Source organism: Bradyrhizobium sp. AS23.2 (assembly GCF_001908185.1).
Lineage (GTDB): Bacteria > Pseudomonadota > Alphaproteobacteria > Rhizobiales > Xanthobacteraceae > Bradyrhizobium.
In genome coordinates, this window is the sequence record NZ_LGHM01000073.1 from 1 (window position 1) to 23,285 (window position 23,285).

20 protein-coding genes and 2 pseudogenes are annotated in these 23,285 nt (G+C 64.4%); 17 read left to right on the forward strand and 5 right to left on the reverse strand.

Annotation, left to right across the window (positions count from 1 at the left end):
• The 5 genes and pseudogenes from AC630_RS16480 to AC630_RS16500 form a co-directional block, all read left to right on the forward strand.
• Positions 1-500: pseudogene (locus AC630_RS16480) on the forward strand (ribonuclease E/G); the annotation flags it as partial.
• A 65-nt stretch (positions 501-565) separates the two neighbouring features.
• Complete coding sequence (locus tag AC630_RS16485; protein ID WP_074119562.1) at positions 566-1,798, forward strand: NAD(P)/FAD-dependent oxidoreductase; 1,233 nt, start codon at positions 566-568, stop codon at positions 1,796-1,798.
• A gap of 162 nt (positions 1,799-1,960) precedes the next feature.
• Positions 1,961-3,346 (forward strand): ADP-ribosylglycohydrolase family protein, encoded by a 1,386-nt coding sequence (locus AC630_RS47020; RefSeq protein ID WP_245330420.1) that lies wholly within the window; start codon positions 1,961-1,963, stop codon positions 3,344-3,346.
• On the forward strand, positions 3,343-4,605 hold the full coding sequence (locus AC630_RS16495) for an MBL fold metallo-hydrolase (RefSeq protein ID WP_074119563.1): 1,263 nt from the start codon (positions 3,343-3,345) through the stop codon (positions 4,603-4,605). Before AC630_RS47020 ends, AC630_RS16495 begins: the two co-directional genes overlap by 4 nt.
• Positions 4,606-4,607: 2 nt before the next feature.
• Positions 4,608-5,522, forward strand: coding sequence for a hypothetical protein (locus AC630_RS16500; RefSeq protein ID WP_074119564.1), 915 nt, complete (start codon positions 4,608-4,610; stop codon positions 5,520-5,522).
• Positions 5,523-6,035: 513 nt separating this feature from the next.
• Here the strand turns inward: AC630_RS16500 and AC630_RS16505 are convergent.
• From AC630_RS16505 to AC630_RS16515, 3 genes are all read right to left on the reverse strand, one after another.
• A complete protein-coding gene (locus AC630_RS16505; RefSeq protein WP_083636293.1) occupies positions 6,036-7,373 on the reverse strand; it encodes a dicarboxylate/amino acid:cation symporter in 1,338 nt (445 codons plus the stop codon).
• An 83-nt stretch (positions 7,374-7,456) separates the two neighbouring features.
• Positions 7,457-8,014: a biotin transporter BioY gene (locus AC630_RS16510; RefSeq protein WP_074119565.1), complete on the reverse strand. Its 558-nt coding sequence runs from the start codon at positions 8,012-8,014 to the stop codon at positions 7,457-7,459.
• Positions 8,015-8,103: 89 nt separating this feature from the next.
• Positions 8,104-9,291: a pyridoxal phosphate-dependent aminotransferase gene (locus tag AC630_RS16515; protein ID WP_074119566.1), complete on the reverse strand. Its 1,188-nt coding sequence runs from the start codon at positions 9,289-9,291 to the stop codon at positions 8,104-8,106.
• 176 nt (positions 9,292-9,467) lie between these two features.
• Here AC630_RS16515 and AC630_RS16520 point away from each other — a divergent pair, with 176 nt between their 5' ends.
• The 10 genes and pseudogenes from AC630_RS16520 (at position 9,468) to aat (ending at position 19,306) form a co-directional block, all read left to right on the forward strand.
• A complete protein-coding gene (locus AC630_RS16520; protein ID WP_074119567.1) occupies positions 9,468-10,868 on the forward strand; it encodes a M48 family metalloprotease in 1,401 nt (466 codons plus the stop codon).
• An 89-nt stretch (positions 10,869-10,957) separates the two neighbouring features.
• Positions 10,958-11,725 carry a DsbA family protein gene (locus AC630_RS16525; protein ID WP_074119568.1) on the forward strand — a complete coding sequence of 256 codons (768 nt, stop codon included), beginning with the start codon at positions 10,958-10,960 and terminating at the stop codon, positions 11,723-11,725.
• 220 nt (positions 11,726-11,945) lie between these two features.
• A complete protein-coding gene (locus AC630_RS16530; protein WP_074119569.1) occupies positions 11,946-12,764 on the forward strand; it encodes a DUF1236 domain-containing protein in 819 nt (272 codons plus the stop codon).
• 226 nt (positions 12,765-12,990) lie between these two features.
• A complete protein-coding gene (gene aroQ / locus AC630_RS16535; protein ID WP_074119570.1) occupies positions 12,991-13,458 on the forward strand; it encodes a type II 3-dehydroquinate dehydratase in 468 nt (155 codons plus the stop codon).
• Positions 13,459-13,496: 38 nt separating this feature from the next.
• Complete coding sequence (accB, locus tag AC630_RS16540) at positions 13,497-13,985, forward strand: acetyl-CoA carboxylase biotin carboxyl carrier protein (RefSeq protein WP_074119571.1); 489 nt, start codon at positions 13,497-13,499, stop codon at positions 13,983-13,985.
• Between the two features lie 62 nt (positions 13,986-14,047).
• Complete coding sequence (gene accC / locus AC630_RS16545; protein ID WP_074119572.1) at positions 14,048-15,406, forward strand: acetyl-CoA carboxylase biotin carboxylase subunit; 1,359 nt, start codon at positions 14,048-14,050, stop codon at positions 15,404-15,406.
• A 103-nt stretch (positions 15,407-15,509) separates the two neighbouring features.
• Positions 15,510-17,024, forward strand: a complete 1,515-nt coding sequence (locus AC630_RS16550) for a sensor histidine kinase (RefSeq protein WP_074119573.1) — start codon at positions 15,510-15,512, stop codon at positions 17,022-17,024.
• Entirely contained in the window at positions 17,021-17,461 is a 441-nt protein-coding gene (locus AC630_RS16555) for a response regulator (RefSeq protein ID WP_074119574.1), read from the forward strand. Before AC630_RS16550 ends, AC630_RS16555 begins: the two co-directional genes overlap by 4 nt.
• Positions 17,458-18,562: pseudogene (locus tag AC630_RS16560) on the forward strand (sensor histidine kinase). The gene AC630_RS16555 and the pseudogene AC630_RS16560 overlap by 4 nt, the downstream one beginning before the upstream one ends.
• A gap of 63 nt (positions 18,563-18,625) precedes the next feature.
• On the forward strand, positions 18,626-19,306 hold the full coding sequence (gene aat / locus AC630_RS16565; protein ID WP_074119575.1) for a leucyl/phenylalanyl-tRNA--protein transferase: 681 nt from the start codon (positions 18,626-18,628) through the stop codon (positions 19,304-19,306).
• A 9-nt stretch (positions 19,307-19,315) separates the two neighbouring features.
• Here the strand turns inward: aat and AC630_RS16570 are convergent, their stop codons facing one another.
• A complete protein-coding gene (locus AC630_RS16570; RefSeq protein ID WP_074119576.1) occupies positions 19,316-20,347 on the reverse strand; it encodes a DUF2155 domain-containing protein in 1,032 nt (343 codons plus the stop codon).
• Between the two features lie 207 nt (positions 20,348-20,554).
• Between AC630_RS16570 and lipP1 the strand changes: the two genes are divergently transcribed.
• On the forward strand, positions 20,555-21,502 hold the full coding sequence (gene lipP1, locus AC630_RS16575; RefSeq protein ID WP_074119577.1) for a LipP1 family hormone-sensitive lipase: 948 nt from the start codon (positions 20,555-20,557) through the stop codon (positions 21,500-21,502).
• A gap of 124 nt (positions 21,503-21,626) precedes the next feature.
• The gene (locus tag AC630_RS16580; RefSeq protein ID WP_074119578.1) at positions 21,627-22,634 is read left to right on the forward strand and encodes a Na+-dependent transporter; all 1,008 of its coding nucleotides are present in this window, start codon (positions 21,627-21,629) and stop codon (positions 22,632-22,634) included.
• On the opposite strand, the gene AC630_RS16585 is transcribed toward AC630_RS16580, so the two are convergent.
• On the reverse strand, positions 22,631-23,285 hold a 655-nt coding region (locus AC630_RS16585), incomplete at its 5' end, for a GlxA family transcriptional regulator (protein WP_074119579.1). The genes AC630_RS16580 and AC630_RS16585 overlap by 4 nt on opposite strands.

The following is a 23,285-nucleotide window of genomic DNA, read 5'->3' on the forward strand; positions in this document are numbered from 1 at the left end:
GCGGTCGCCGCGGTGGCCGTCGCCGTCGCGGTGGCAGCGAGGAAGGTCTCGCCGGCTCCATCGGCGACGAGTTCGCTGCCAATACGCCGCCGGAAGCGAGCGATGCGGTTGCCGATCTTGACAGCTTTGGCGGCGAGGCTGCGCCCTCGATCGCTCAGGCCGAGCACACCGCCGAGCCACAAGTCACCCAGCCCGAGCCCCACGCCGAGGTGCAGGCTGAGGCACCGGCCCAGCCGGAGCCGGCCCCCGCCGCAGCTGCCCCTGTGGCCGAAGAAGAGCCCGCCGACGACAAGGCTGCGCGGCGCCGTTCCACGGTCCGTGAAAAGGTGAGCTTCCTGTCGAGCAGCCAGCCCGAGCCCGCAGCGCCGCTTGCGCAGGCGACCGAACCGGTCGCCCCACCGCCACCGGCTCCGGCGCCCGCGCCGGAAGCGGCAACCGAAACGCCGGCCGCACCGCGTCGCGCCGGCTGGTGGTCACGGCGCTTCGGCGGTGGCGAGTAAGAGGAACAATCGAGTTGAAACCGCCCGGCCAAACCGGGCGGTTTTGATTTGGCGAGGTCATTCGAATGCGAAGCGCGATCGTTCTCGGCGGCGGCATGGTGGGCGTGGGTGCCGCGCTGCATCTTCAGAAGCGCGGCTGGTCCGTCACCCTCGTCGATCGCAGGGAGCCGGGCCGCGAGACCAGCTACGGCAATGCCGGAATGATCCAGGCGGAAGCGGTCCGCCCCTATCCGATGCCGCGTGACCTTGCCACGCTGTTGAAGATCGCGACCGGCCGCACCAACGACGTACGCTACAGCCTGTCGTCGCTTCACCTTCATATCGAGCCCCTGCTCCGCTACTGGTGGCATTCGGCGCCGAAGCGGCATCGCGAAGCGATCGCCGGCTGGGCGCGCCTGATCGCCTACGCAACAAGCGAGCACGACGTTCTCATTCGCGAAGCCCATGCCGACAACCTCATTCGCCGCGCCGGCTATCGCGCGCTGTATCGCGACCGCGCATCGCTGGACCTCGCGATGCAGGCGGCGGAGGAAGACCGGCGCGAATTCGGCGTGAATTTTCGCCTGCTCTCCGGCAGCGAGCTCGCCAAAGCCGAGCCGATCTTGCGCGACGACCTTCCCGGCGCGATCCATTGGCTCGACACCTGGACGGTGTCTGATCCAGGTGCGCTGGTCACGGCCTACGCCGAGCTGCTCGAGCGCCTCGGCGGCACCATTTTGCTGGGTGATGCCCAGACCTTGCAGCAGACCGCGACCGGCTGGTCCGTCGATACGGACAAGGGACGCATCGATGCCGCTGCAGCCGTCGTAACGCTCGGGCCATGGTCGCCCGATCTCCTGCACAAATTCGGCTATCGCATCCCGCTGGTGCGCAAGCGCGGCTACCACATGCACTACAGCGGCGGCGCGGCGCTCGATCTGCCGCTGGTCGACAAGGGCCGCGGCTATGCCATGGGCCCGATGGCCAAGGGCATCCGCATCACCACTGGCGCCGAGCTGACCGGCCCCGATGCGCTCGCAACGCCGGTGCAGCTCGCCAGCGCCGAAGCCTCCGCACGCGAGCTGATCGATCTCGGCAAGCGCGTCGAGCCGGATCCCTGGTTCGGCACGCGCCCCTGCACGCCCGACATGCTGCCGGTGCTCGGCCCCGCCCCGCGCCATCCCGGCCTCTGGATGAATTTCGGCCACGGCCACCAGGGTTTTACGCTCGGCCCCGCGACCGGACGCCTGCTCGCCGAGATGATGAGCGGCGAAACGCCGGCGATCGATCCGGCGCCGTACCAGCCGGAACGCTTCTAGCCCACCAATTGGCAGGTCATCCGTGGCCCGATGTCAGCGCCGATCAGAAGCCAACATCTGTGTCCGAATAATCACTCTTAATCTTTCTTTGAAAACATCCGCAATATCTTGAGCCCTAAATTGAATCTATGGGTGTCGATTCTCATTTAGGAATTCCCACCGTTGACCTTCCCTCCTCGAAGTGCGGTGTTCTGGTTCATTGCCGAGCCAGGCGCCGAGCCGAAGCCCTCCCGCATGGCCGGCTATTTTTCAAAGCTTCCGTCGAATTTGGACTTGTTGCCGGATCGATACTTCAATGTCCCGCTCTACAACGACGAGATTTGGCCCGGCGTGCGGGCCGCCTATGACTTCATCGGTTATCGCGACGAGACCTATTTTCCCGGCGGCAGCGTGGGCGTCCGCCCGGACGGGACAGCGAGCTACTTCATTGATCCCCAGCTCAACACCAAGGCGTTTCTCGATGTCATCGCGGCACAGACCGGGACGTCGGCTGCCAAGGCAAGGGTAACGCTCAAGGACAAGCGAGCCATTGGCCGCGTCGGTCCCCCCCTCACTGAAGACTGCGATGCCCACGTCGAGTTCGGCAGCTCGACGGACGAGCGAGCCAAGCCGAAGCTCGGCCCCCTGATCGAGGATCGTGCCTATGGCGCCATGCTGGGTCTCGCTGTGGGAGACGCACTCGGTGTGCCCCTCGAATTTTCCGAGCGCGACACGCGGCCGCATGTGTCCGAAATGATCGGCGGCGGCCCATTCTCCCTCAAGCCGGGAGAATGGACCGACGACACCAGCATGGCGCTGTGCCTCGCCGATTCGCTCATCGCCAACAACAAGCTCGACGAGATCGACTTGCTGAACCGCTTCGTGCGGTGGTGGAAGCAAGGCGAAAACAGCGTCAACGGCAACTGCTTCGATATCGGGATCACCACGAGGCACGCCCTCGATCGCTTTATCCGGCTCGGGACTCCCGCAGGGAGCGGTCCCCACAACAAGGATCACGCGGGAAACGGCTCGCTGATGCGATTGGCACCCGTTGCGATCTTTGCGACATCGGATGTGAGTGAAGCCGTCCGGCTCGCGCATCGCCAAAGCATGACAACGCATGCGAACGCTGTCGCGGCAAAGGCCTGCGAATTCTTCGCCACTCTCCTGGTCGAGGCCATGCGGGGCCTCGACAAAGATACAGTACTGCGATCGAGGTTCTGGTTCAGCCACGACGAACTCAACGGTATCGCTGCCGGCAATTGGGTCGGCAAGACCCGCGATGAGATTTCCTCCTCCGGATACGTGATCGCGACACTGGAGGCTGCGCTCTGGTGCGTCCACCGCACGTCGTCGTTTGAGGAGGCCGTGATCCTCGCGGTCAATCTGGGGCACGACTCCGACACGGTGGCCGCCGTCACCGGCCAGCTCGCCGGCGCTCTCTACGGCCGCGCCGGCATCCCGCAGCGCTGGCTCGAAAAGCTCGTCTCGCGAAAGCAGATCGAGGATCGCGTGGCACCCCTGCTCCGCGCCGGAAGGCAGGCTCGCAAGACGGCAGCCCAATCATGACCGAATTATCTTCCGGCTTTCGCGGCCGCATTCATCGCGGAACGCAGCAGATTGGCGGGACCTGCGTCGAACTCGAAGCCTGCGGGGAGCGGATATTGCTCGACCTCGGGCTGCCGCTCGATGCCGACGAAGTTTCGGAGACACTGCTGCCGGACGTGGCGGGCTTGCGGAATCCCGATCCCACATTGCGGGCGATCGTGATTTCGCACGGACACGGCGATCACTGGGGACTTCTGCCCTTGTGCAAGCCGAATGTCCCGTTGGCAATGGGCGCGGCGACAGCTCGGATCATGAGCGCGGCAGCCCCCTTCGTGCCGAACTTTTTCGCGCCGGCTCCCGCTTATGAATTGAGTGACCGCAAGCCCATCGATATCGGTCCGTTCCGCATCACGCCCTATCTTGTCGATCATTCGGCCTATGACGCCTACGCCTTGCTGATCGAAGCCGCCGGCCGCCGCCTGTTCTACAGTGGCGACATTCGCGCCCACGGTCGCAAGGGCGCCCTGTTCGAGCGAATGGTGAACCACCCGCCGCCGGGCGTCGATACCATGCTGATGGAAGGCTCAAGCCTCGGCCGGCTCGACGAGGACGCACAATTTCCCACGGAATCCGAGATCGAGGCGAGGCTGGTCAAGAGCTTCACCCCGCCGGGCTTCGTCGCGATCTCCGCCTCGGCCCAGAACATCGACCGCATGGTCGGCATCTATCGCGCCTGCAAGCGCAGTGGCCGGACGCTTCTGCTTGATATCTATGCGATGGAAATCTTGAGAGCCACCGGCAACGCCAATCTGCCGTCGCCGGGTTGGCCAAATTTATCAGTCTACGTGCCGGAGTATCAACGCCGGCAGATCAAGAGAACCGAACGCTTCGACCTGCTCGAGCCCTACAAGAAGGCGCGCATCTACCGCGAACATATCGCTGAAATCAGCGACAAGGCCGTGATGCTGTTTCGTCCCGCGATGATGCGCGATGTTGAGGCTGCAAACCTCTGGCCGAAGGCCCGCGCGATATGGTCGCAGTGGGACGGCTATCTCAGGGATGGCGCGGGAGCGAAGCTGAAGTCCGATCTCGCCGAACGTGGCGTTCCCTTCGAAGTGATCCACACGTCGGGACATGCGAGCATTGCCGATCTGAAGCGACTTGCGAGTGCGATTGACGCCAACAGACTGATTCCCATTCACACGTTCGAGGGGAACAGCTTTCAGAACTACTTCGATAACGTAACCCGCCGCAGCGACGGTGAATGGTGGAGTGTCTAGCTATGAGCAGCTTTAACCACGGCATCTCAGACAAGTTTACAACGAAGCTTGCGCTGTTGGCCGAGAGTGCCGGTTGGTGGCGCGACGTGCTTCATGATCCGTCGCTTATTATCGCAGTAAGAGAGAACTATCTTAACGTCTATTGGCTGGGCCAGGCAATTTTCATCGTGCGGATGCAGGAAGATAAAATTTCCGTGCGGACCCACGCCAAGTATCTCTTGAATCCAAATCTAGACGACCAAATTCCGCTCATCGACGGGAAGTTTGATTTTACGCAAGCCAACGACGAGATGCTCACGTCTGACTACAAATCCGGCGAGACCCTAGTAAAGCTGAAGAGGGCTGCCGAATACTATAGCGGAAAGGAGAAGGAAGGTGTCCATCGCATAGTGAGCTTCAATCCATCGATAGTCGATGTCGAGATTGCCGTAAGTGCGAATGGCCTGCCCGGCGTCGGCAAGTTACCTCGTATCGACATTGCCGCATTTGAGGATGGCAACGATGGGATCAATCTCGCCCTCTGGGAGGCGAAGCGATTCACCAATAAGGAGCTGACAAACGGAAAGATAAAGGGGCAACTCGAAAAGTACATGGTCGTTGTCGCGAAATATCGTGACGATCTCGAGAGAAGCTATCGCCGAGTTGCGAAGAATCTTGTTGCCATTGCCGAAATGAGCAACGGCAAACGAACGCTCGCTCCAGTCATTGCCCGAGTCGCTCAAGGCGATGATCCGTTGATAGTTTCCCAAGCGAACATCGGATTGCTGGTCTTCGGTTTCGATGCAACTCAGAAAGCCGCGAAGGATAAGGAAGAAAGAACAGTTCGCGACAAGATGGAGGTTATGTTGAAAGACCTTGGGCTGGACAAGAAGCGCCGACTTAGGTTTTTGGGCAAGGCGGATGGGATCAGGCTCTAGGCTGCACGTTTTTCACGCAGCGCACAGTGGGTTATCCGAACTCGGCAGTCGAAAGAGCTCCAGGCTAGTCTCGACCGCGAACATGGATTTGCAGCCTACACTGAGCGCGCCATAAGTAACGTTCGCAGTGACGGCAGCTCGAAAAACGACACAGGTTAACGGCTGGCGCGACTGTTAAGATTGCGCCGGCAAGCGAACATACGATTCAACGGCGTTCTCAACACAACGAGGCCCATATGGCGATCTGTCCGAAGTGTCACACGACCGGAGGCAATTGGAGGCACTGCAGGGCCTGCAATACGTACTGGTGTTCGAACTGCAAGAGAAAAGAAGGGTTCAGCATTGCTAACAAGTGTCCCAACTGCGGGACCATGGGCAAGGTTGAGAACAAGGAGCCGCGCTAGCTTTCTCTTGGCTGGGCACCAAAGGAAAAAGGGCTGATCGAGGATCTCGACCAGCCCCGTTGCTTCAAGACCTGACGGCGCACTGCGCCGTCGGACGCGGCTTTGCAGATCAGTCCGTCGTAACCGCCGTTTCCATGTCGGTCGGATCGATCTGCTGGCTCAGCCGCGCGTTGAGCTTGTCGCGATCGAGCTCACCCTCCCACCACGCGACGATCACGCAGGCAACGCCGTTGCCGCAGAGATTGGTCAGCGCGCGGCACTCGCTCATGAACTTGTCGATGCCGAGCACGATCGCCATGCCCGGCACGAGGCGCGGGTCGACCACGGCGAGCGTCGCGGCGAGCGTGATGAAGCCCGCACCGGTGATGCCGGAGGCGCCCTTCGAGGTCAGCATCGCCACGACCAGGATGGTGATTTGCTGGCCGAAGGTGAGATCGAAGCCGAGCGCCTGCGCGATGAACAGTGTCGCCAGCGTCATGTAGATGTTGGTGCCGTCGAGATTGAACGAATAGCCCGTGGGCACCACGAGGCCGACCACCGACTTGGAGCAGCCGAGACGCTCGAGCTTTTCCATCAAGGACGGCAGCGCGCTTTCCGATGACGAGGTGCCGAGCACGATCAGGAGCTCGTCCTTGATGTAGGCGAGGAAGCGGAAGATCGAGAAGCCCGCAAGCCGCGCGATGATCCCGAGCACCACGAAGACGAACAGCGCCGCGGTCAGGTAGAACGTCGCGATCAGGCCGATCAGGTTGAGGATCGCGCCGGTGCCGAACTTGCCGATGGTGTATGCCATCGCGCCGAACGCACCGATCGGCGCGGCGCGCATCACGATCGAGATCACGCCGAAAACGGCATGCGCGGCATCGTCAATGAAGCTGCGGATCACATGGCCGCGCTCGCCGAGCCCCATGAGGGCGAAGCCGAACAGCACCGAGAACAGCAGCACCTGCAGGATCTCGCCTTGGGCGAAGGCGCCGACAACGGTGTCGGGGATGATGTGCAGGATGAAGTCGACCGACTTCTGGCCTTCGGCCTGCTTGGCATAGTTGGCGACGGCCTGGGCGTTGGCCGCAGCGCTACCGAAGCCTGAGCCCGGCTTGATGACATTGCCGATGATGAGGCCGATCACCAGCGCGAAGGTCGAGACGACCTCGAAATAGACCAGCGCCTTGACGCCGATGCGTCCAACCTTCTTGGCGTCCTGGATATGGGCGATACCTGAGACCACGGTGCAGAAGATGATCGGGGCGATCACCATCTTGATCAGCTTGATGAAGCCGTCACCGAGCGCCTTGATCCAGTCGTTGGTGGCAACCGACGGCCAGAGCCAGCCGACGATGGCGCCGAGTACGATGGCGATCAGCACCTGGACGTAGAGAACCTTGTACCACGGCTTGGCAGCGGCCGGCGCGACCGGTGTCCCCGCCGTCATCGTTGTGGTCGTCATTGTCTCACTCCCCCTAAAGCTCAGAGCCAGCCAAGATCAACTTGGCTGGCCCTGTCAATTGGAACTGCTCGTTATTGCGCGATCTACCCGCGGCGATCGACGATCCGGCGTACCGCCGGCATCAGTGTCGCGCCAAGCGCATTCTTGACCAGCGAGGCCGCAATGAATGGCACGATGCCGACCTGCCAGGCCTTGGACACGCCCAGGCCGAGGCCAAAAGCCAGCCAGCCGAACCCGGCGGCCAGAATGACAACGTGCCCAACGGCCATCGCGGCGAACAGCAGCACGACGCTGCGATCCCAGCCGCGCTCGGCGAGCCAGCCCGTGACGAAGGCCGCGCCAATGAAACCGAAGAGGTAGCCTGCGGTCGGGCCGACCAGCGGTGCAATGCCACCCACGGGGCCGGCGAATACCGGCAGACCCATCGCGCCCTCGGCGAGGTAGGCGATCATGGTTGCGCTGCCAAGGCGCCAGCCATAGGCGGCGCCGATCATCAGCACGACCAGGGTCTGCAAGGTCATGGGCACGTAGGGCAGCGGCAGGTTCACCTTGGCTGACAGCGCCATCAGCGCGGTACCGAGCGCAACCAGCACGAAGGCGCGTAACGCGCCGACGGTTTCGCCCGGACGGGTTGGCCACATCAATGCGGCGAGAGAAGAATGCGGCGTAGCGGTGGACGGGACAGAATGGTCAGACAAGTTGAACTCCGGAAGGCTGTCGAAACTGGCGGCTATTTAAGCCAGTGAGCGATCCGGTCAACTGCTTCCCGCATCTCCTCTGCTGAACGCGCATAGGACAATCGCACGAACGAACGGCCATGGATGGGATCGAAATCGAGGCCCGGCGTGGCCGCAACGTGAGCCTGCTCCAGCATCTGCTTGGCGAACTCGAAGCTGTCCGCTGTGAAATCCGAAACGTCGGCATAGAGGTAAAATGCGCCGTCGGCGGGCAGGAACCTGGTGAGTCCGGCCTTGGGCAATCCCTCGATCAGAATGCGCCGGTTTTCCTGATAGCCGTGCTTGATCTCCTCCATCTCGGCCGCGCCGTCGAACGCGGCCTCGGCTGCGATCTGCGACAGCGCCGGCACCGAGATCGACAGGTTCTGCTGCAGCCGCTCGATCGGCCGCACCAGGATTTCAGGCACGACCATCCAGCCGACGCGCCAGCCCGTCATGCAAAAATACTTCGAGAATGAGTTGATTACGAGTGCGTGCTCGGACAGCGCCGCTGCCGTCACCGCCGGAAACGCGTAGTCGAGCCCGTGATAGATCTCATCGGAGATGAAGCGGATGCCTGCATCTTCCGCAGCCGCGATAAGACCCGACAGCGCCTCGCGCGACATCATCGTCCCCGTGGGATTGGCCGGGCTGCCAACCAGCACGCCTTTCAGCGGCGCCTTGCGATGGGCTGCGAGCAGAGCCTCACCGGTCAGCGCATGGCGGGTCTCGTTCGTGGTCTCGATCAGCACCGGCTCGCAGCCGAGCGCGGTAAGGATATGACGGTACGGCGGATAACCCGGCACCGTCACGGCGACGCGATCACCGGGCTCGAACATCGAGAGAAAAGCCAGGATGAAGCCGCCGGAGGAGCCCGTCGTCACCACGATCCGCTCGGGGCTGACGTCACAGCCATAGGCGTCGCGATAGTGCCGCGCGATGCGCTCGCGCAAGCTCGGGATGCCGAGCGCGGACGTATAATCAATCCGCCCCGCCTCCAGCGCCGCATGGGCGGCTGCGATCGCGGTCTTCGGCGCGCCGGTGGCGGGCTGGCCGACCTCCATATGGATGACGTGACCACCGGCCGCCTCGATTCGAGCCGCCGCGGCCATCACGTCCATCACCATGAACGGGGGAACATCACTGCGGCGGGAGGGCTCGAGCCCCTGCCCCAACCGGTTCCTCAATGTCGCATTGTGCATTGATTTCTGCTATTTCGCTGGCGGACCGGTCCGTCCGGTCCGGAAAACGGGGCGCTTGCGCCCCAGACTGGCCGCATTGTACGGCTCATAAGGGCATATCGCGTATCCGGTCCGCCGCCAATCGCCAAAACCAATCACGAAACTGCATTCCAAGACCGTTTGACCCAGACCGCTTGATGTTGCTCCAGATCGCATTGCGCAAGAAGGCCTCCGCCCTCACCGCCCTGGTCACGGCCGCGGCGATCGCGCTGTTGCCGATCCCGACGGCTCAGGCCCAGCAGAAGGGGCCGCCGGTCCTGCGCGATACCGAGACCGAGCAGCTCCTGCGCGAATATACGCGCCCGATCCTGCGCGCGGCCGGTCTGGAGAAGCAGAACATCCAGATGGTGATCCTCAACGAGGCCTCGTTCAACGCGTTCGTCGCGGATGGCCGCCGGATCTTCGTCAACTACGGCGCGATCCTCCAATCGGAGACGCCGAACCAGATCATCGGCGTGCTCGCGCACGAAACCGGGCATCTGGCCGGCGGCCATCTGTCCAAGCTGCGCGAGCAGCTTGCCAACGCCCAGACCCAGATGATCATCGCGATGCTGCTCGGTGCCGGCGCAATCGCCGCAGGCAGCGTCCGCAGCTCGAGCGCCGGCAACAACGGGCTCGCCAATGCCGGCGCCGCCGCCATCGCCGGCCCGCAGGAGATGATCCGCCGCTCGCTGTTGTCCTACCAGCGCCAGCAAGAGGAGAACGCCGACCGTGCCGGCGTCAAGTTCCTGACCGCGACGCAGCAATCGCCGAAGGGCATGTACGAGACCTTCAAGCGCTTCACCAGCGAGAGCCTGTTCGCCGCGCGCGGCGCCGATCCCTATCTCATGTCGCACCCGATGCCCGCCGAGCGCGTCGCCGCCCTCCAGGAGTTCGCCAGCACCAGCCCCTATTGGGACAAGAAGGACGATCCCGCGCTCCAGCTCCGCCACGACATGGTGCGCGCCAAGATCTCGGCCTTCATGGAACGGCCGGAGACGGTGTACCGCCGCTATCCCCTGTCGAACGACACCCTGCCGGCGCGCTATGCCCGGGCCATCAGCACCTATCTGCACGGGGATTTGCGCAGTGCGCTCACCCAGATCGATGCGCTGATCCAGGCCCAGCCAAACAATCCGTACTTTTACGAGGTGCGTGGCCAGGCCCTGTTGGAGAGCGGCAAGCCGGCCGAGGCGATCCCGGCCCTTCGCAAGGCGGTGCAGCTTTCGAACAGCGCCCCCCTCATCGAGATGTTACTTGGGCAGGCTCTGGTTGGAACCGATAATAAGGCCTACACCGATGATGCCGTTCGGATTCTCCGCGCCGCGGTCGCACGGGAGCCCGAGGCGCCGCTCGGCTATACCCAGCTCGCAATGGCCTATGGCCGGAAGGGAGACTATGCCGAGGCGGATCTCGCGTCGGCACAAGCCGCATACTTGCGCGGCGACAACAAGACCGCCCGCGAGCTCGCTACGCGCGCGAAAACCCGTTTTGCCGTCGGCACGCCCGGATGGGTCAAGGCCGACGACATCGTGGCGGCGAAGCCGCCGCGTAACTAGATCGACGCCTGACACCGCGACGTCACGAGACCAAGCTTAAGTCCGCCGTGACGTTTTCCGAAACCTGCTCTGGATAAGAGGATTTGCCTATGCCTTCGCTGCGCCTGCTTGCTCCCGCGCTGTTTGCGCTCGCCATGTTCGGCGCAGCCGCGCCCGCGTCGGCCGACAGCTTCTCCGATGCCCAGCGCACCGACATCGAGGCGATCATCAGGAACTATCTTGTCAGCCATCCCGAGGTGCTCGAGGAGGCGATGACCGAGCTCAGCAAGCGCCAGGCTGCTGCTGAAGCGCAGAAGCACGAAGCCAGCATCTCGCAAAACGCGGACGCTATCTTCAATTCGCCGCGTCAGGTCGTGCTCGGCAACAAGGACGGCGACGTCACCTTCGTCGAGTTCTTCGACTACAATTGCGGCTATTGCAAACGGGCGATGGGCGACATGCTCGACCTCATGAAGAGTGATCCGAAGCTGAAGGTCGTGCTGAAGGAATTTCCGGTGCTGAGCCAGGGCTCGGTCGAAGCAGCCCAGGTCGCGGTCGCCGTGCGCATGCAGGATCCGACCGGCAAGAAGTATCTCGACTTCCACCAGAAGCTGCTCGGCGGTCGCGGCGCCGCAGACAAGGCGCGCGCGATTCAAGCGGCCAAGGAGGCGGGCCTCGATGTCGCAAAAATCGAGAAGGACATGGCCAGCCCCGAGGTGCGCGCCACCATCGAGGAGAACTTCAAGCTCGCCGAAGCGATGGGCATGAACGGCACGCCGAGCTACGTGATCGGCAAGCAGATCGTGGTCGGCGCCGTCGGCCTCGAAGGCCTCAAGGAAAAGATCGGCGTCGCCCGCTGCGGCAAGGCGACTTGCTGATCGCGCGCTTCACATCTCACGGATGCAAAAGGTCGGCTGAAAGGCCGGCCTTTTTCGTTGGACGAAGCTTTCCGCAAATCCTGGCGCGAATCCGTCGCGTACATTCATCTCGCGTTCAAGAAACTAATGCCGCGGAACCTCTGAGGTTTCAGGAACAACTCAAATCTCCTTTCGTTGTTCGCGCGGGCAATGACGCAAAGAAACACGTGAGGAAAATACGATGTCTAACCGCTTTATGATCTCGGTTGCCGCACTCGCGCTCGTTGCGGGCACCGGTCTGGCGAACGCACAGGGCACCACGGGCCGCGAGAGCGGCGGCGCTACTGGTGGCGCGCAGATGCAGCACTCGCAGCAGCCTTCCGGCGGCGCCGCTGAGCGCGGCGGCTCGATGGGCCGTGAATCCACCCACGAGAAGGGTACCGTCGGTCAGGCTGGCAGCTCCAGCAGCATGAAGTCCGGGACGTCGGCCGAGGAGAAGTCCTCCGGTGCGATGAAGGACGAGCGTTCGGGCCGCGAGATGAACAAGAACTCGACCGAGGAAAAGTCCGGCGCCACGAAGGGCCAGCGCACCGACGAACACGCGCAGGGTCAGCAGGACAGGTCCAAGAGCATGAGCCAGGAGACCAACAAGTCCGGCGCCAAGGACAACAACATGAAGGCTGAGGGCAACAAGAGCGGCACCTCGACCAACAACGCCGAGAGCCGCCAGGGCACCAGCACCAACCAGAACGCCCAGGGTCAGACCAACACCAATACGACGGTCGGCCAGGCCGGCGCCGGCGCCAAGCTCTCGACCGAGCAGCGGACCCAGATCACGACGGTGATCCGCGACGAGCACGTCCGGCCCGTGGCCAACGTGAACTTCTCGGTTTCGGTCGGCACCCGTATCCCGCGTGAGGGCATCGAGTTGCACGCCCTCCCGTCGCGGGTCGTGACGATCTATCCGGAGTGGCGGACCTACAGGTACATCCTGGTTCGCGATGAGATCGTGATCATCAATCCGGACACCTACGAGATCGTGGCGGTCCTGAACGCCTAAGGGCGGAACACGGCAACCCTCCGGGGGCGGGCAGCAATGCCCGCCCTTTGCCGTTCGGCCGACAGCCATCCTTTGGACTGGTTAACAAGCAATTTCCGTAGTTTCCGCACAGGTTTTTGCCCACTGGATGAGGTGCCTGAACCCGCCAGGGAGGTCCTTCAAGGCTTCCCCTCACGCGCTTTGTTACCTATAACCCCCGCGCCGAAGCACCTCTTCCGGGATTGGAATGGCCGAACCAGCAACCGACACGATCCTCGTCCTGAACGGGCCGAACCTCAACATGTTGGGGACGCGCGAGCCCGAAAAGTACGGTCATGCGACGCTGGCCGACGTCGAGGCGCTGTGCCGGGAGACGGCGGCGACGTTCGGTCTCAAGGCCGATTGCCGGCAGTCCAACCGCGAAGGCGAGCTGATCGACTTCATCCACGAAGCGCACAGGCGCAAGATGAAGGGCATCATCATCAATGCCGGCGGCTATTCCCACACCTCGATCGCCTTGCACGACGCGTTGCTCGCGGTGCAGATCCCGACGGTCGAAGTTCATGTGACCAACATCCACGCCCGCGAGAGTTTCCGTCATCACTCCTACACCGCGCGCGCGGCCTTCGCCTCGCTCTGCGGCTTCGGCATCGAGGGCTATCGCCTCGCCATCCAGGGCCTTGCCGCCAAGCTCGCCATCAAGCCCAAAGCTTGAAGCTTCCCTCATCAAACAGAACATTCGGATCAAAGAACATGGCGCGCCAGCCAGACGACAAAGCAGCCGCAAAGTTTTCCAGCGACGATTCCGCGCTCATCCGCGAGCTCGCCCTGCTGCTCGATGAAACCAGCCTCACCGAGATCGAGATCGAGCGTGCGGGCCTGCGCCTGCGCGTCGCCCGCAACATCAGCGTTGCCGCGACCATGCCGATGCCGGTGGCTGCCGCTCATGCGGTGCCTGTCGCTGCAGCTGCAGCACCGGCGGCCGCAGCGTCTGATCTGTCGAAGCATCCGGGCGCCGTGAGCTCGCCGATGGTCGGCACCGCCTATTGGGCGCCGGAGCCCGGCGCCAAGCCGTTCATCGAGGTCGGCAGCAAGGTCTCGGTCGGCCAGACCCTGCTGATCATCGAAGCGATGAAGACCATGAACCAGATTCCCTCGCCGCGTGCCGGCACGGTGACGCAGATCCTGGTCGAAGACGGCCAGCCGGTCGAGTACGGCGAGCCGCTCGTTATCATTGAGTAACGGCCACGGGCGGCCAGCCGCCCTCGCCGCTTTTCGCGCGCCATCGGTCCCCTAAGGACACCATGTTCGACAAGATCCTCATAGCCAATCGCGGCGAGATCGCCCTTCGCATCCTGCGCGCCTGCAAGGAGCTCGGGATCGCGACCGTCGCAGTGCACTCCACGGCCGACGCCGACGCGATGCATGTGCGCCTGTCGGACGAGAGCGTCTGCATCGGACCGCCGCCATCCAAGGACAGCTATCTCAACGTGCCCGCGCTGCTCGCGGCCTGCGAGATCACCGGCGCCGACGCGGTGCATCCCGGCTACGGCTTCCTGTCCGAGAACGCGCGCTTCGCGGAAATCCTCGCCGAGCACAATCTGCACTTCATCGGTCCCAAGGCCGAGCACATCCGCCTGATGGGCGACAAGATCGAGGCCAAGAAGACTGCCAAGCGGCTCGGCATCCCCGTGGTGCCCGGCTCCGACGGCGCGGTCGGCCCCGAGGACGACGCGATTGCGATCGCCCGCGAGATCGGTTTTCCCGTGCTGGTGAAGGCGGCAGCCGGCGGCGGCGGCCGCGGCATGAAGGTCGCGCACAGCGAGGCTGATCTTCAGCTGGCGCTGTCGACGGCGGCGAACGAGGCTAAATCCGCGTTCGGCGACGCCTCCGTTTATCTCGAGAAGTACCTGCAGAAGCCGCGTCACATCGAGATCCAGATTCTCGGCGACGGCCGCGGCGGCGCAATCCATCTCGGCGAGCGCGACTGCTCGCTGCAGCGCCGCCACCAGAAGGTCTGGGAGGAAGGCCCCTCGCCCGTCCTCTCCGCCGCGGCACGCGCCAAGATCGGCGAGACCTGCGCGAAAGCGATGCGCGAGATGAAATATCTCGGCGTCGGCACCATCGAATTCCTGTTCGAGGACGGCGAGTTCTATTTCATCGAGATGAACACGCGTATCCAGGTCGAGCATCCCGTCACCGAGAGCATCACCGACATCGACCTTGTCCTGGAGCAGATCCGCATCGCCGCCGGCGGCGAATTGCCGGCGAAGCAGGACGAAGTGCAGATCATCGGCCACGCCATCGAATGCCGCATCAACGCGGAGAACCCGCAGACCTTCCGGCCCTCGCCGGGGCGCATCTCGCAATTCCACCCGCCCGGCGGGCTTGGCGTGCGCATCGATTCCGCGGTCTATCAGGGCTACACGATCCCGCCCTATTACGACTCCCTGGTAGGCAAGCTGATCGTGCACGGCAAGACGCGCACCGAATGCCTGATGCGGCTTCGCCGCGCGCTGGACGAGATGGTGGTCGACGGCATCGAGACAACGCTGCCGCTCTTCCGCGACCTGGTGCGCCAGCCCTCCATCATCGACGGCGACTATCATATCCACTGGCTCGAACAATACCTGGCCGGCAACGTGGATCCGGGCGCGAAATAATTCGCCCCCGTGGAACCCCTTGGCCCCAATCGCGTTCTGGACGGTTGGGGACAGTTCCAAGGGGCCATTTTGAACTTCGCTCAGCGCAACAAGGTGAACCATCGTGACGGCTGACGCTCAGCGGCGGCGCACGGTGATGCAAATCCTGCTGCTTTCGGCGGGATTTTTCGTGCTGGTCGCGATCAGCGTGTCGTCGGTCCTGCTGGTCAACAAGGCGCGGGAGGACAACGCCAGGGTCGTGCACACGGTCGAGGCCGAAGGCCAGATTGCAAATCTGCTGCTCGAAGTCCGCCGCGCGGAAAGCGCGACCCGGGCCTATCTGCTGTCCTCCGCCCCGCAATTCCTGGACGAGTACCAGGCCGCCGCCGCCAGGATCCTGCCGGCCCTGGATCAGCTGGAGAAGCTCACACAGGACAATCCGGCGCAGGTCGCGAATGCCGCCAAGCTGCGCAAGGCCGTCGAACAGCGCCTGTCGGAATTCGCCCGCGGCGTCGATCGGATCAAGAACAGCGATGTCGCGACTGCCGTGACCGTGCTGCGCGACGGTACGTCCACGAGTGCAGTCGAGACCATCGCCAGCGTCGGTCGCGACATGCGGAACGAAGAGGATCGCCTGTTCAGGGAACGGACCGAGACCGCCGACCGGACCCAGAAGCTTGCCTCCTCCGTAACCATCGCCGGGTCGGCGATGGTTCTGGCGCTCGCCTTCGGATCGGTCCTGCTGGTGCGCCAGTCCTCACGCGCCCGCGACCAGGCCGAGGCGCGCATGCGCGACGCCAATCTCAACCTGGAAGCCACCGTCGACGAACGCACGGCAGACCTGCGCGAGGCCAACGACGAGATCCAGCGTTTTGCCTATATCGTCAGCCACGATCTGCGCTCGCCACTGGTGAACATCATGGGCTTTACCAGCGAACTCGAGGAGCTCGGCGGCGACATTTTCCGCCGCATCGGCGGCCTCACCCAAGTCGCGACCGGCGGGCCGCCGCCAGCTGGCGAGATTGTGCTCGAGGGGGCGGACAAACAGCTATCAGCCGATTTTGCCGAAGCCCTTGGCTTCATCAAATCGTCGATCGCGAAGATGGACCGGCTGATCTCGGCGATCCTCAACCTCACCCGCGAGGGACGGCGCGAATTCGTGCCGGTGAAGATCGACACGCGCGAGCTGATAGAAGCGATCGTGTCAACGCTGGCGCATCAGGCCACAGAAGCGCAGGCTGAAATCCACGTCGAGCCGCTGCCGAATATCATCAGCGATCGCCTCGCACTCGAGCAGATCTTCTCCAATCTGATCGACAACGGGATCAAGTATCTGAAAAGCGGAGTTCCCGGCGAGATCCGAATCCGGGGGCGCACCAAGCTTGGATATGCCATCTTCGAAATCAGCGATAACGGGCGCGGCATCGATCCGAAGGACCATCAGCGGATTTTTGATTTGTTCCGCCGTGCGGGAACCCAGGACAAGCCCGGTCAGGGCATCGGTCTTGCGCACGTGCGTGCACTTGTGCGCCGTCTCGGCGGCACGATGTCGGTATCGTCGGAACTGAACACGGGCAGCACCTTCACGATTACGCTGCCCATCGCCTGGAACGCCAGCAACCGGAACGCCGACAGATGACACTCCCCGTCACCATCATCATGATCGAGGACGATGAAGGACACGCCCGGCTGATCGAGCGCAATATCCGTCGCTCCGGCGTCAACAACGAGATCATCGCGTTCCCCAATGGCACCGACGCGATGAAGCACCTGTTCGGCGCCGACGGCAGCGGGCTCGCGCAGAAGGGCAATTCGCTCCTGATCCTGCTCGACCTCAACCTGCCGGACATGACCGGCATCGACATCCTGAAGCAGATCAAGGAGAACAAATATCTGAAGGCCTCGCCCGTGGTTGTGCTGACCACCACCGACGACTCCCAGGAAATCAAGCGCTGCTACGAGCTCGGCTGCAACGTCTACATCACCAAGCCCGTCAACTACGAGAATTTCGCCAACGCCATCCGGCAGCTCGGCCTGTTCTTCTCGGTCATCCAGGTCCCGCCCGCCGCCTCATGAACCAGCGCACGCCAACACTGCTCTACATCGACGACGACGCCGCACTGGCGCGCCTGGTCGATCGCGGCCTGACGCGGCGCGGCTACAAGGTCATCCATGCCGCGAGCGGCGAGGAAGGCCTGGAGCGCATCCGCCGCGCGGACGTCGAAGGCTGCATCGACGTCGTGGCGCTTGACCAGTACATGCCCGGTCTCGACGGGCTGGAGACGCTGGAACAGATCATGGCGATCGCTGGCGCGCCGCCCGTGGTGTTCGTGACGGCGTCGCAGGACTCCACCATCGCGGTCACCGCGCTGAAGGCCGGCGCGGCGGATTACCTGGTCAAGGACGTCAAGGGCGACTTCATCCCCCCTGCTCCACGTGGCGGCCGATGGCGCGCTGCGCCAGGCTGAACTGCAGAAGGCGCGCGAGGAAGCCGAAGCCGAGATCCATGCCTCACGCGATCGCTACGCGGCGCTTGCCGCCGAACGCGAGCTGCTGCTGCGCGAGGTCAACCACCGCGTCGGCAACTCGCTCCAGATCATCGCCTCGCTGCTGCACCTTCAGGCAAGCTCCGCCGCGCAGGATGAGGTCAAGGCGGCGCTGACCAATGCGATGGGCCGCGTCGCCGCGGTCGCGCAGGTGCATCGCCGCCTCTACACCTCGCAGGACCTGAAGAGCGTGGTCCTGAACCAGTATCTGGACTCGCTGCTCGAGGATCTGCGCCGCTCGGCCGAAGGCAACCGGATGTCGCGCCTGACGCTGAAGGCCGAGCCGATCGAAATCGATCCGGACCGCGCCGTTGCCGTCGGCATCATCGTCAACGAGCTGGTGATGAACGCGGTGAAGTACGCCTATCCCGACGGCGCCGGTCCCATCCACGTCGAGCTGACCTCGCAGGGCGACGACCTCCTGCTGACGATCACCGACGACGGCGTCGGCGACAACGCCAAGGCCGATCCGCGCTCCACCGGCATGGGCCAGCGCATCGTCGCGGCCATGGCCTCCAAGCTCGATGCCTCGGTCGAGCGCGATCCCGCGCATTCCGGTACCCGCATTCTGCTGAAGTTCCGCCGCGTGCCCGCAGCGCCCGATCAGGCGAGCAGCGCGACGGCGAGCTGACCCGCGATTGTACGGGGCTTCCCCCATCGCACGCGCATCGCGATCCTGCTATTGTTGCGAGCCATGACTTCGCGCGATTCCGCCTCGTCTGAGATCACGCCAGCTGTGCTGCTGCGCGCCTACGCCTGCGGCATCTTTCCGATGGCCGAGAGCGCGGACGATCCGACGCTGTTCTGGGTCGAGCCGGAGATGCGGGGCGTCATCCCGCTCGAGGGTTTCCGCGTCGCCTCGCGCCTCGCGCGCACAGTCCGTTCTGACACCTTTCGCGTGACCGTCAACACCGCGTTCAAGGCGACGATCGCCGGCTGCGCAGCGCCGCAGACCGGGCGCGAGGACACCTGGATCAACAAGCGCATCCGCGACCTCTATGGCGGCCTGCATGAACTCGGCCATTGCCACAGCGTCGAGGCCTGGCAGGGCGACGACCTCGTCGGCGGGCTTTACGGCGTGAGCCTGGGGCGGGCCTTCTTCGGCGAGAGCATGTTTCACACCACGCGCGATGCCTCGAAGGTCGCGCTGGTGCATCTGGTCGCGCGGCTCATCCATGGCGGCTTCGAGCTGCTCGACACGCAATATGTCACCGAACACCTCAAGAGCTTTGGCGCGGTCGAGATTTCACGGCGGCGCTACACCGCGCTGCTCGACAAGGCGCTCGCCGGCGACCCCGGCGATTTCCTGAGGCTCTCCGCCGGCGAGGCGATCCCGGGCGCACGCGCGCTCGAGATCATCGCCTCACGGCAATAAGCCGAGATCTTAGCGGCCAAACCCGGGGAAATTGAAGAGACCCGGCTGCTGTTGTGGCGGCGGCGGCGGAGCCGGTTGCTGCTGCGGTGGCGGTGGCGGCAACGGCTGTGGCGGACGCTGCTGCACGGCCTGCTTGGGTGCGGCCTTCCTTTGCGCCGCCGGCGGCGGAGGCACGGGCTTGGTCGCGGGATCCGGCGCAGCGGTCGCGATGGTCTGCTGCGGCTCTTTGCAGTCGGTGAGCCAGATATCGTAGATCGGATGCTCGACGCCGTGCAGGCCGGGGCTCGCGGCGTACATCCAGCCCGAGAAAATCCGCTTCACCTCGCCCTGCAAGGTGATCTCGTCGACCTCGACGAAGGCGTCGGTATTGGCAGCCTCCGTCGCCGGCCGCGTGTAGCAGGCGTCGGTTTTGACGCGCAGCGCGCCGAACTGGACGGTCTCGCCGATGTCCTCGTCGAAATTGATGATGCGCCCGGTGATCTTGTCGAGGCCGGAGAAGGTCGCCTTCTTGTTCACGATCTTCTGGGCCGGCGGCTCGGTGACCACCTCGTCGCCTGGCTGGAGGCTCGCCGGTGTCTGCGGCACGGGGCCGCCCTTCTGCTGGGGCTGTCGCTGACCGGGCGCACCCGGCGGCGGGACGCCTTGCGGACCAGGCGGCGCGACTGCGACGGCCGGCGGCTGGTTCGGCGGAGCAACGGTCGAGCCCGGCGGCGGCGCCAGGGGTTGGGTCTCGACCGGCCCCGGCATGACATTGCCCTGCCGGCCCGGCGGAGGTGCCATCGGGCGCGACGGCAGCACGCGGCCCTGCGGCGGCAGCTCGGGGACCTCCTCGTCGTCATCAGGGATCTGCGGCTGCTGCTGGCCGCGCGGAATGCTGCCCGGGGGACGCGGCGGCGGATCGGAGAAGATCGTGCCGATCTGCGCCTGCGCGGGCGTTGCAACCGTCAAAGCGGTGGCGGCCAAAAGCGCCGCAAGACCTGTCAGAGTAAGGGTTCGAAACATCTCGCGCGGCTTCAACAGCGAATCGGGCTTGTTGGACATTCTACAGGGGATACCGCCGCTCGCAGGCCATCGGGTTAACACGGGGAATACGGCGGGGAAAGGGCGGCATTCCTGCCCTGCCCGCCGCCGGCTGGCCAGGCCGGCAGCCGGATGGGATAGTGGAACGCCCTTCCCGGGGCCGAGGCGGGCATTGCCCCCGAGAAGGACGCCCAACCATAACCAGAAAACCTGAGGTAGCTCCCCCCCATGCCCGTTGTGCTCGATCCCGATGCCGCCGCCGTCTACAAGGCCGTTCAGGAGGCCGGTCGCCCCGCCTACGAGACCCTGACCGCACCGGAAGCGCGCGCCTATTACGCGCAGGCCCGCTTTGCGACCAATCCTGAAGCACCCGAGCTTGCGCGCGTCGCGCCGCTGTCGATCCCGGCCCCGCACGGCGCTATCCCGGCGCGCATCTACGTGCCGAAGGAACTGCGCCGGCACGACGGTTTGTCGCCGGCACTGGTGTTCTTCCATGGCGGCGGCTGGGTCATCGGCGATCTCGACTCCCACGACGTCGTCTGCCGCAAGCTTGCAGTCGAGGGTGCGCTGATCGTGATCTCGGTCGACTACCGGCTCGCTCCGGAGCACAAATTTCCCGCCGCAGCGGATGACGCCATTGCCGCCACGAAATGGATCGCCGCGAATGCGCGCGAGCTCGGCATCGACGGCTCTCGCCTCTCAATCGGCGGCGACAGCGCCGGCGGCAATCTCGCAGCCGTCGTTTCGCTTGCCGCGCGTGACGGCAATGGTCCTGCGATCGCTGGCCAGGTCTTGATCTACCCCGCCGTCGATTTCGCCATGACGCACGGCTCCCACAGCGAGCCCGAGACCAGCGTGCTGCTGACGCATTCGGTGATCCGCTGGTTCCGCGACCACTATCTCGACGGCGCCGCCGACATCCACGACTGGCGCGCCTCGCCGGCGCGCGCGGCGAGCCTTGCCGGCCTGCCGCCGGCCTATGTGCTGACCGCCGGCGCCGATCCGCTGCGCGACGAGGGCGACGAATATGCCGCGCGTCTCAAGGAGGCCGGCGTACCCGTCACCTACAGGCACTATCCCGGCCAGTTCCATGGCTTCTTCACGATGGGGAAACTGTTGCAGCAGGCCAATTCCGCCGTGAGCGAGATCGGGGCGTGGCTCAAAGGCTTGGCCTAGCTCGAACGCCGTGGCCCGCGTGAGCATCGCGACAGGCGGGACCACTCTCACCACACGGAAATGCCTGTCCCGGATATCGCTGCGCTTATCCGGGCTAGTAAACGCTGATGACACCCTGACCGAGATGCCTTCCGTTCCTCAAACTATCTTTGCCATTCCCCTGCGCGGGCTCACATGGATCGGTGACCAGGGCACGCGCGCGGTGGCAGCGGTGGTGTTCATCGCGGTAGCCGTGCCGCCGATCGGTGCGCTGCTGCGTCCCTATCTCACCGTGGCGATCGTCTGCCTGCTCTGCATCTCATTCATGCGCGTCGATCTCGCCGCGCTGTACGGCCACCTTCGCCGGCCAGGACTGGTCGCGGCCGCCACCGCCTGGACCACGCTCGGCGTGCCCCTGATCGTCGGGCTGATCGCCTGGGCGACCGGCTTCGACAATCACTCGCCCGGCCTCTTCCTCGGACTGATGCTGCAGGGCATGGCTTCGCCGATGATGGCATCTCCCGCGCTCGCCGCGATGATGGGCCTCGATGCCACGCTAGTGCTGATTACGCTGGTGACCTCGACAGCGCTCGTGCCGTTTACCGCCTCGCTGTTCGCCGGCCTCTTTCTCGGTGCCAAGCTCAGCGTCACGCCGCTTGCGCTCGGCCTCAAGCTACTCGGCCTGCTGGCAGGCTCGCTGCTGGGCGCGACCATCATCCGCCGCGTCGTCGGCGCGGAGGCAATCCAACGCCACAAGCGGCCGATCGATGGCATCAACATCATCATCCTCCTGGCATTTGCGTCCGCGATCATGGGGGATGTGGCCCATGACGTGCTGACCGATCCGATCTTCACGATCGGCGTAGCGCTGATGGCATTTGCGATCTATTTCGCACTGCTGGCGGTGACGACGCTGATCTTCCGCCGCGTCGGCTATGAGCGCGCGCTTGCGCTCGGGCTGATGGTGTCACAGCGCAATCTAGGTTTGATGCTGGCCGCAACCTCGGGCGCGCTGCCGGCCACGACCTGGCTCTACTTCGCGCTCACCCAGTTTCCGCTCCATCTCGCCCCCTATATGCTGACGCCGATCGCGCGCCGCCTGATGGCCAGCGACGACGGCCCCGGCACCGCGGCTGCTAGCAATCCGACCTAGCCCGCGCGCGCCGCACGCCGCAGCGCCTGCGGCGGCTGGCCGAAGGCGCGGATGAAGGCACGCCGCATTCTCTCGGGATCGCCGAAACCGGTCGCCTCTGCGACGAGCTCGATCGCCTCGCGCGAGGACTGCACGCGCTCGCGTGCGACCTCGATCCGCAACCGCTCGATCGCCTTGGACGGCGTCGTGCCGGTCTCGGCGGCAAAGGCGCGGGCAAAATGCCGCGCGCTCATGCCGGCGCGATCGGCGAGATCTTCGACCGTCAACCGGGCGTCGAGATTCTCGCGCGCCCAGGACAGCAGCGCACCGAACCGGCCGTTCGGCGTCTTCAATTCCAGCAGCGAAGAGAATTGCGACTGGCCGCCGCTGCGGCGATGATACAGCACGAGCTGGCGCGCGGTCGCCTGCGCAATCTCCTCGCCGTGATCCTCGGTGACCATCGCGAGCGCGAGGTCGATGCCGGCGGTGATGCCCGCCGACGTCCACACGCTGCCGTCGCGGGTGAAAATCTGATCCGGCTCGAGCTTCACCTTGGGAAAGCGCGCGACGAAATCCCGCGTGCGCCCCCAATGCGTGGTGGCGCGGCGCCCGTCGAGCAGTCCCGCTTCGGCGAGCACATAGGCGCCCGAGCAGACGCTCGCGACGCGGACG

Bases quoted from the DNA above. Each gene is read 5' to 3' on its own strand.
- AC630_RS16555 (WP_074119574.1), top strand. From the start codon at position 17,021: ATGACACTCCCCGTCACCATCATCATGATCGAGGACGATGAAGGACAC.
- lipP1 (WP_074119577.1), top strand. From the start codon at position 20,555: ATGCCCGTTGTGCTCGATCCCGATGCCGCCGCCGTCTACAAGGCCGTT.
- AC630_RS16580 (WP_074119578.1), top strand. From the start codon at position 21,627: ATGCCTTCCGTTCCTCAAACTATCTTTGCCATTCCCCTGCGCGGGCTC.
- aroQ (WP_074119570.1), top strand. From the start codon at position 12,991: ATGGCCGAACCAGCAACCGACACGATCCTCGTCCTGAACGGGCCGAAC.
- AC630_RS16570 (WP_074119576.1), bottom strand. From the start codon at position 20,347: ATGTCCAACAAGCCCGATTCGCTGTTGAAGCCGCGCGAGATGTTTCGA.
- AC630_RS16520 (WP_074119567.1), top strand. From the start codon at position 9,468: ATGTTGCTCCAGATCGCATTGCGCAAGAAGGCCTCCGCCCTCACCGCC.
- AC630_RS16515 (WP_074119566.1), bottom strand. From the start codon at position 9,291: ATGCACAATGCGACATTGAGGAACCGGTTGGGGCAGGGGCTCGAGCCC.
- AC630_RS16530 (WP_074119569.1), top strand. From the start codon at position 11,946: ATGTCTAACCGCTTTATGATCTCGGTTGCCGCACTCGCGCTCGTTGCG.
- AC630_RS16485 (WP_074119562.1), top strand. From the start codon at position 566: ATGCGAAGCGCGATCGTTCTCGGCGGCGGCATGGTGGGCGTGGGTGCC.
- AC630_RS16505 (WP_083636293.1), bottom strand. From the start codon at position 7,373: ATGACGACCACAACGATGACGGCGGGGACACCGGTCGCGCCGGCCGCT.
- AC630_RS16500 (WP_074119564.1), top strand. From the start codon at position 4,608: ATGAGCAGCTTTAACCACGGCATCTCAGACAAGTTTACAACGAAGCTT.
- aat (WP_074119575.1), top strand. From the start codon at position 18,626: ATGACTTCGCGCGATTCCGCCTCGTCTGAGATCACGCCAGCTGTGCTG.
- AC630_RS16495 (WP_074119563.1), top strand. From the start codon at position 3,343: ATGACCGAATTATCTTCCGGCTTTCGCGGCCGCATTCATCGCGGAACG.
- AC630_RS16525 (WP_074119568.1), top strand. From the start codon at position 10,958: ATGCCTTCGCTGCGCCTGCTTGCTCCCGCGCTGTTTGCGCTCGCCATG.
- accB (WP_074119571.1), top strand. From the start codon at position 13,497: ATGGCGCGCCAGCCAGACGACAAAGCAGCCGCAAAGTTTTCCAGCGAC.
- AC630_RS16510 (WP_074119565.1), bottom strand. From the start codon at position 8,014: ATGTGGCCAACCCGTCCGGGCGAAACCGTCGGCGCGTTACGCGCCTTC.
- accC (WP_074119572.1), top strand. From the start codon at position 14,048: ATGTTCGACAAGATCCTCATAGCCAATCGCGGCGAGATCGCCCTTCGC.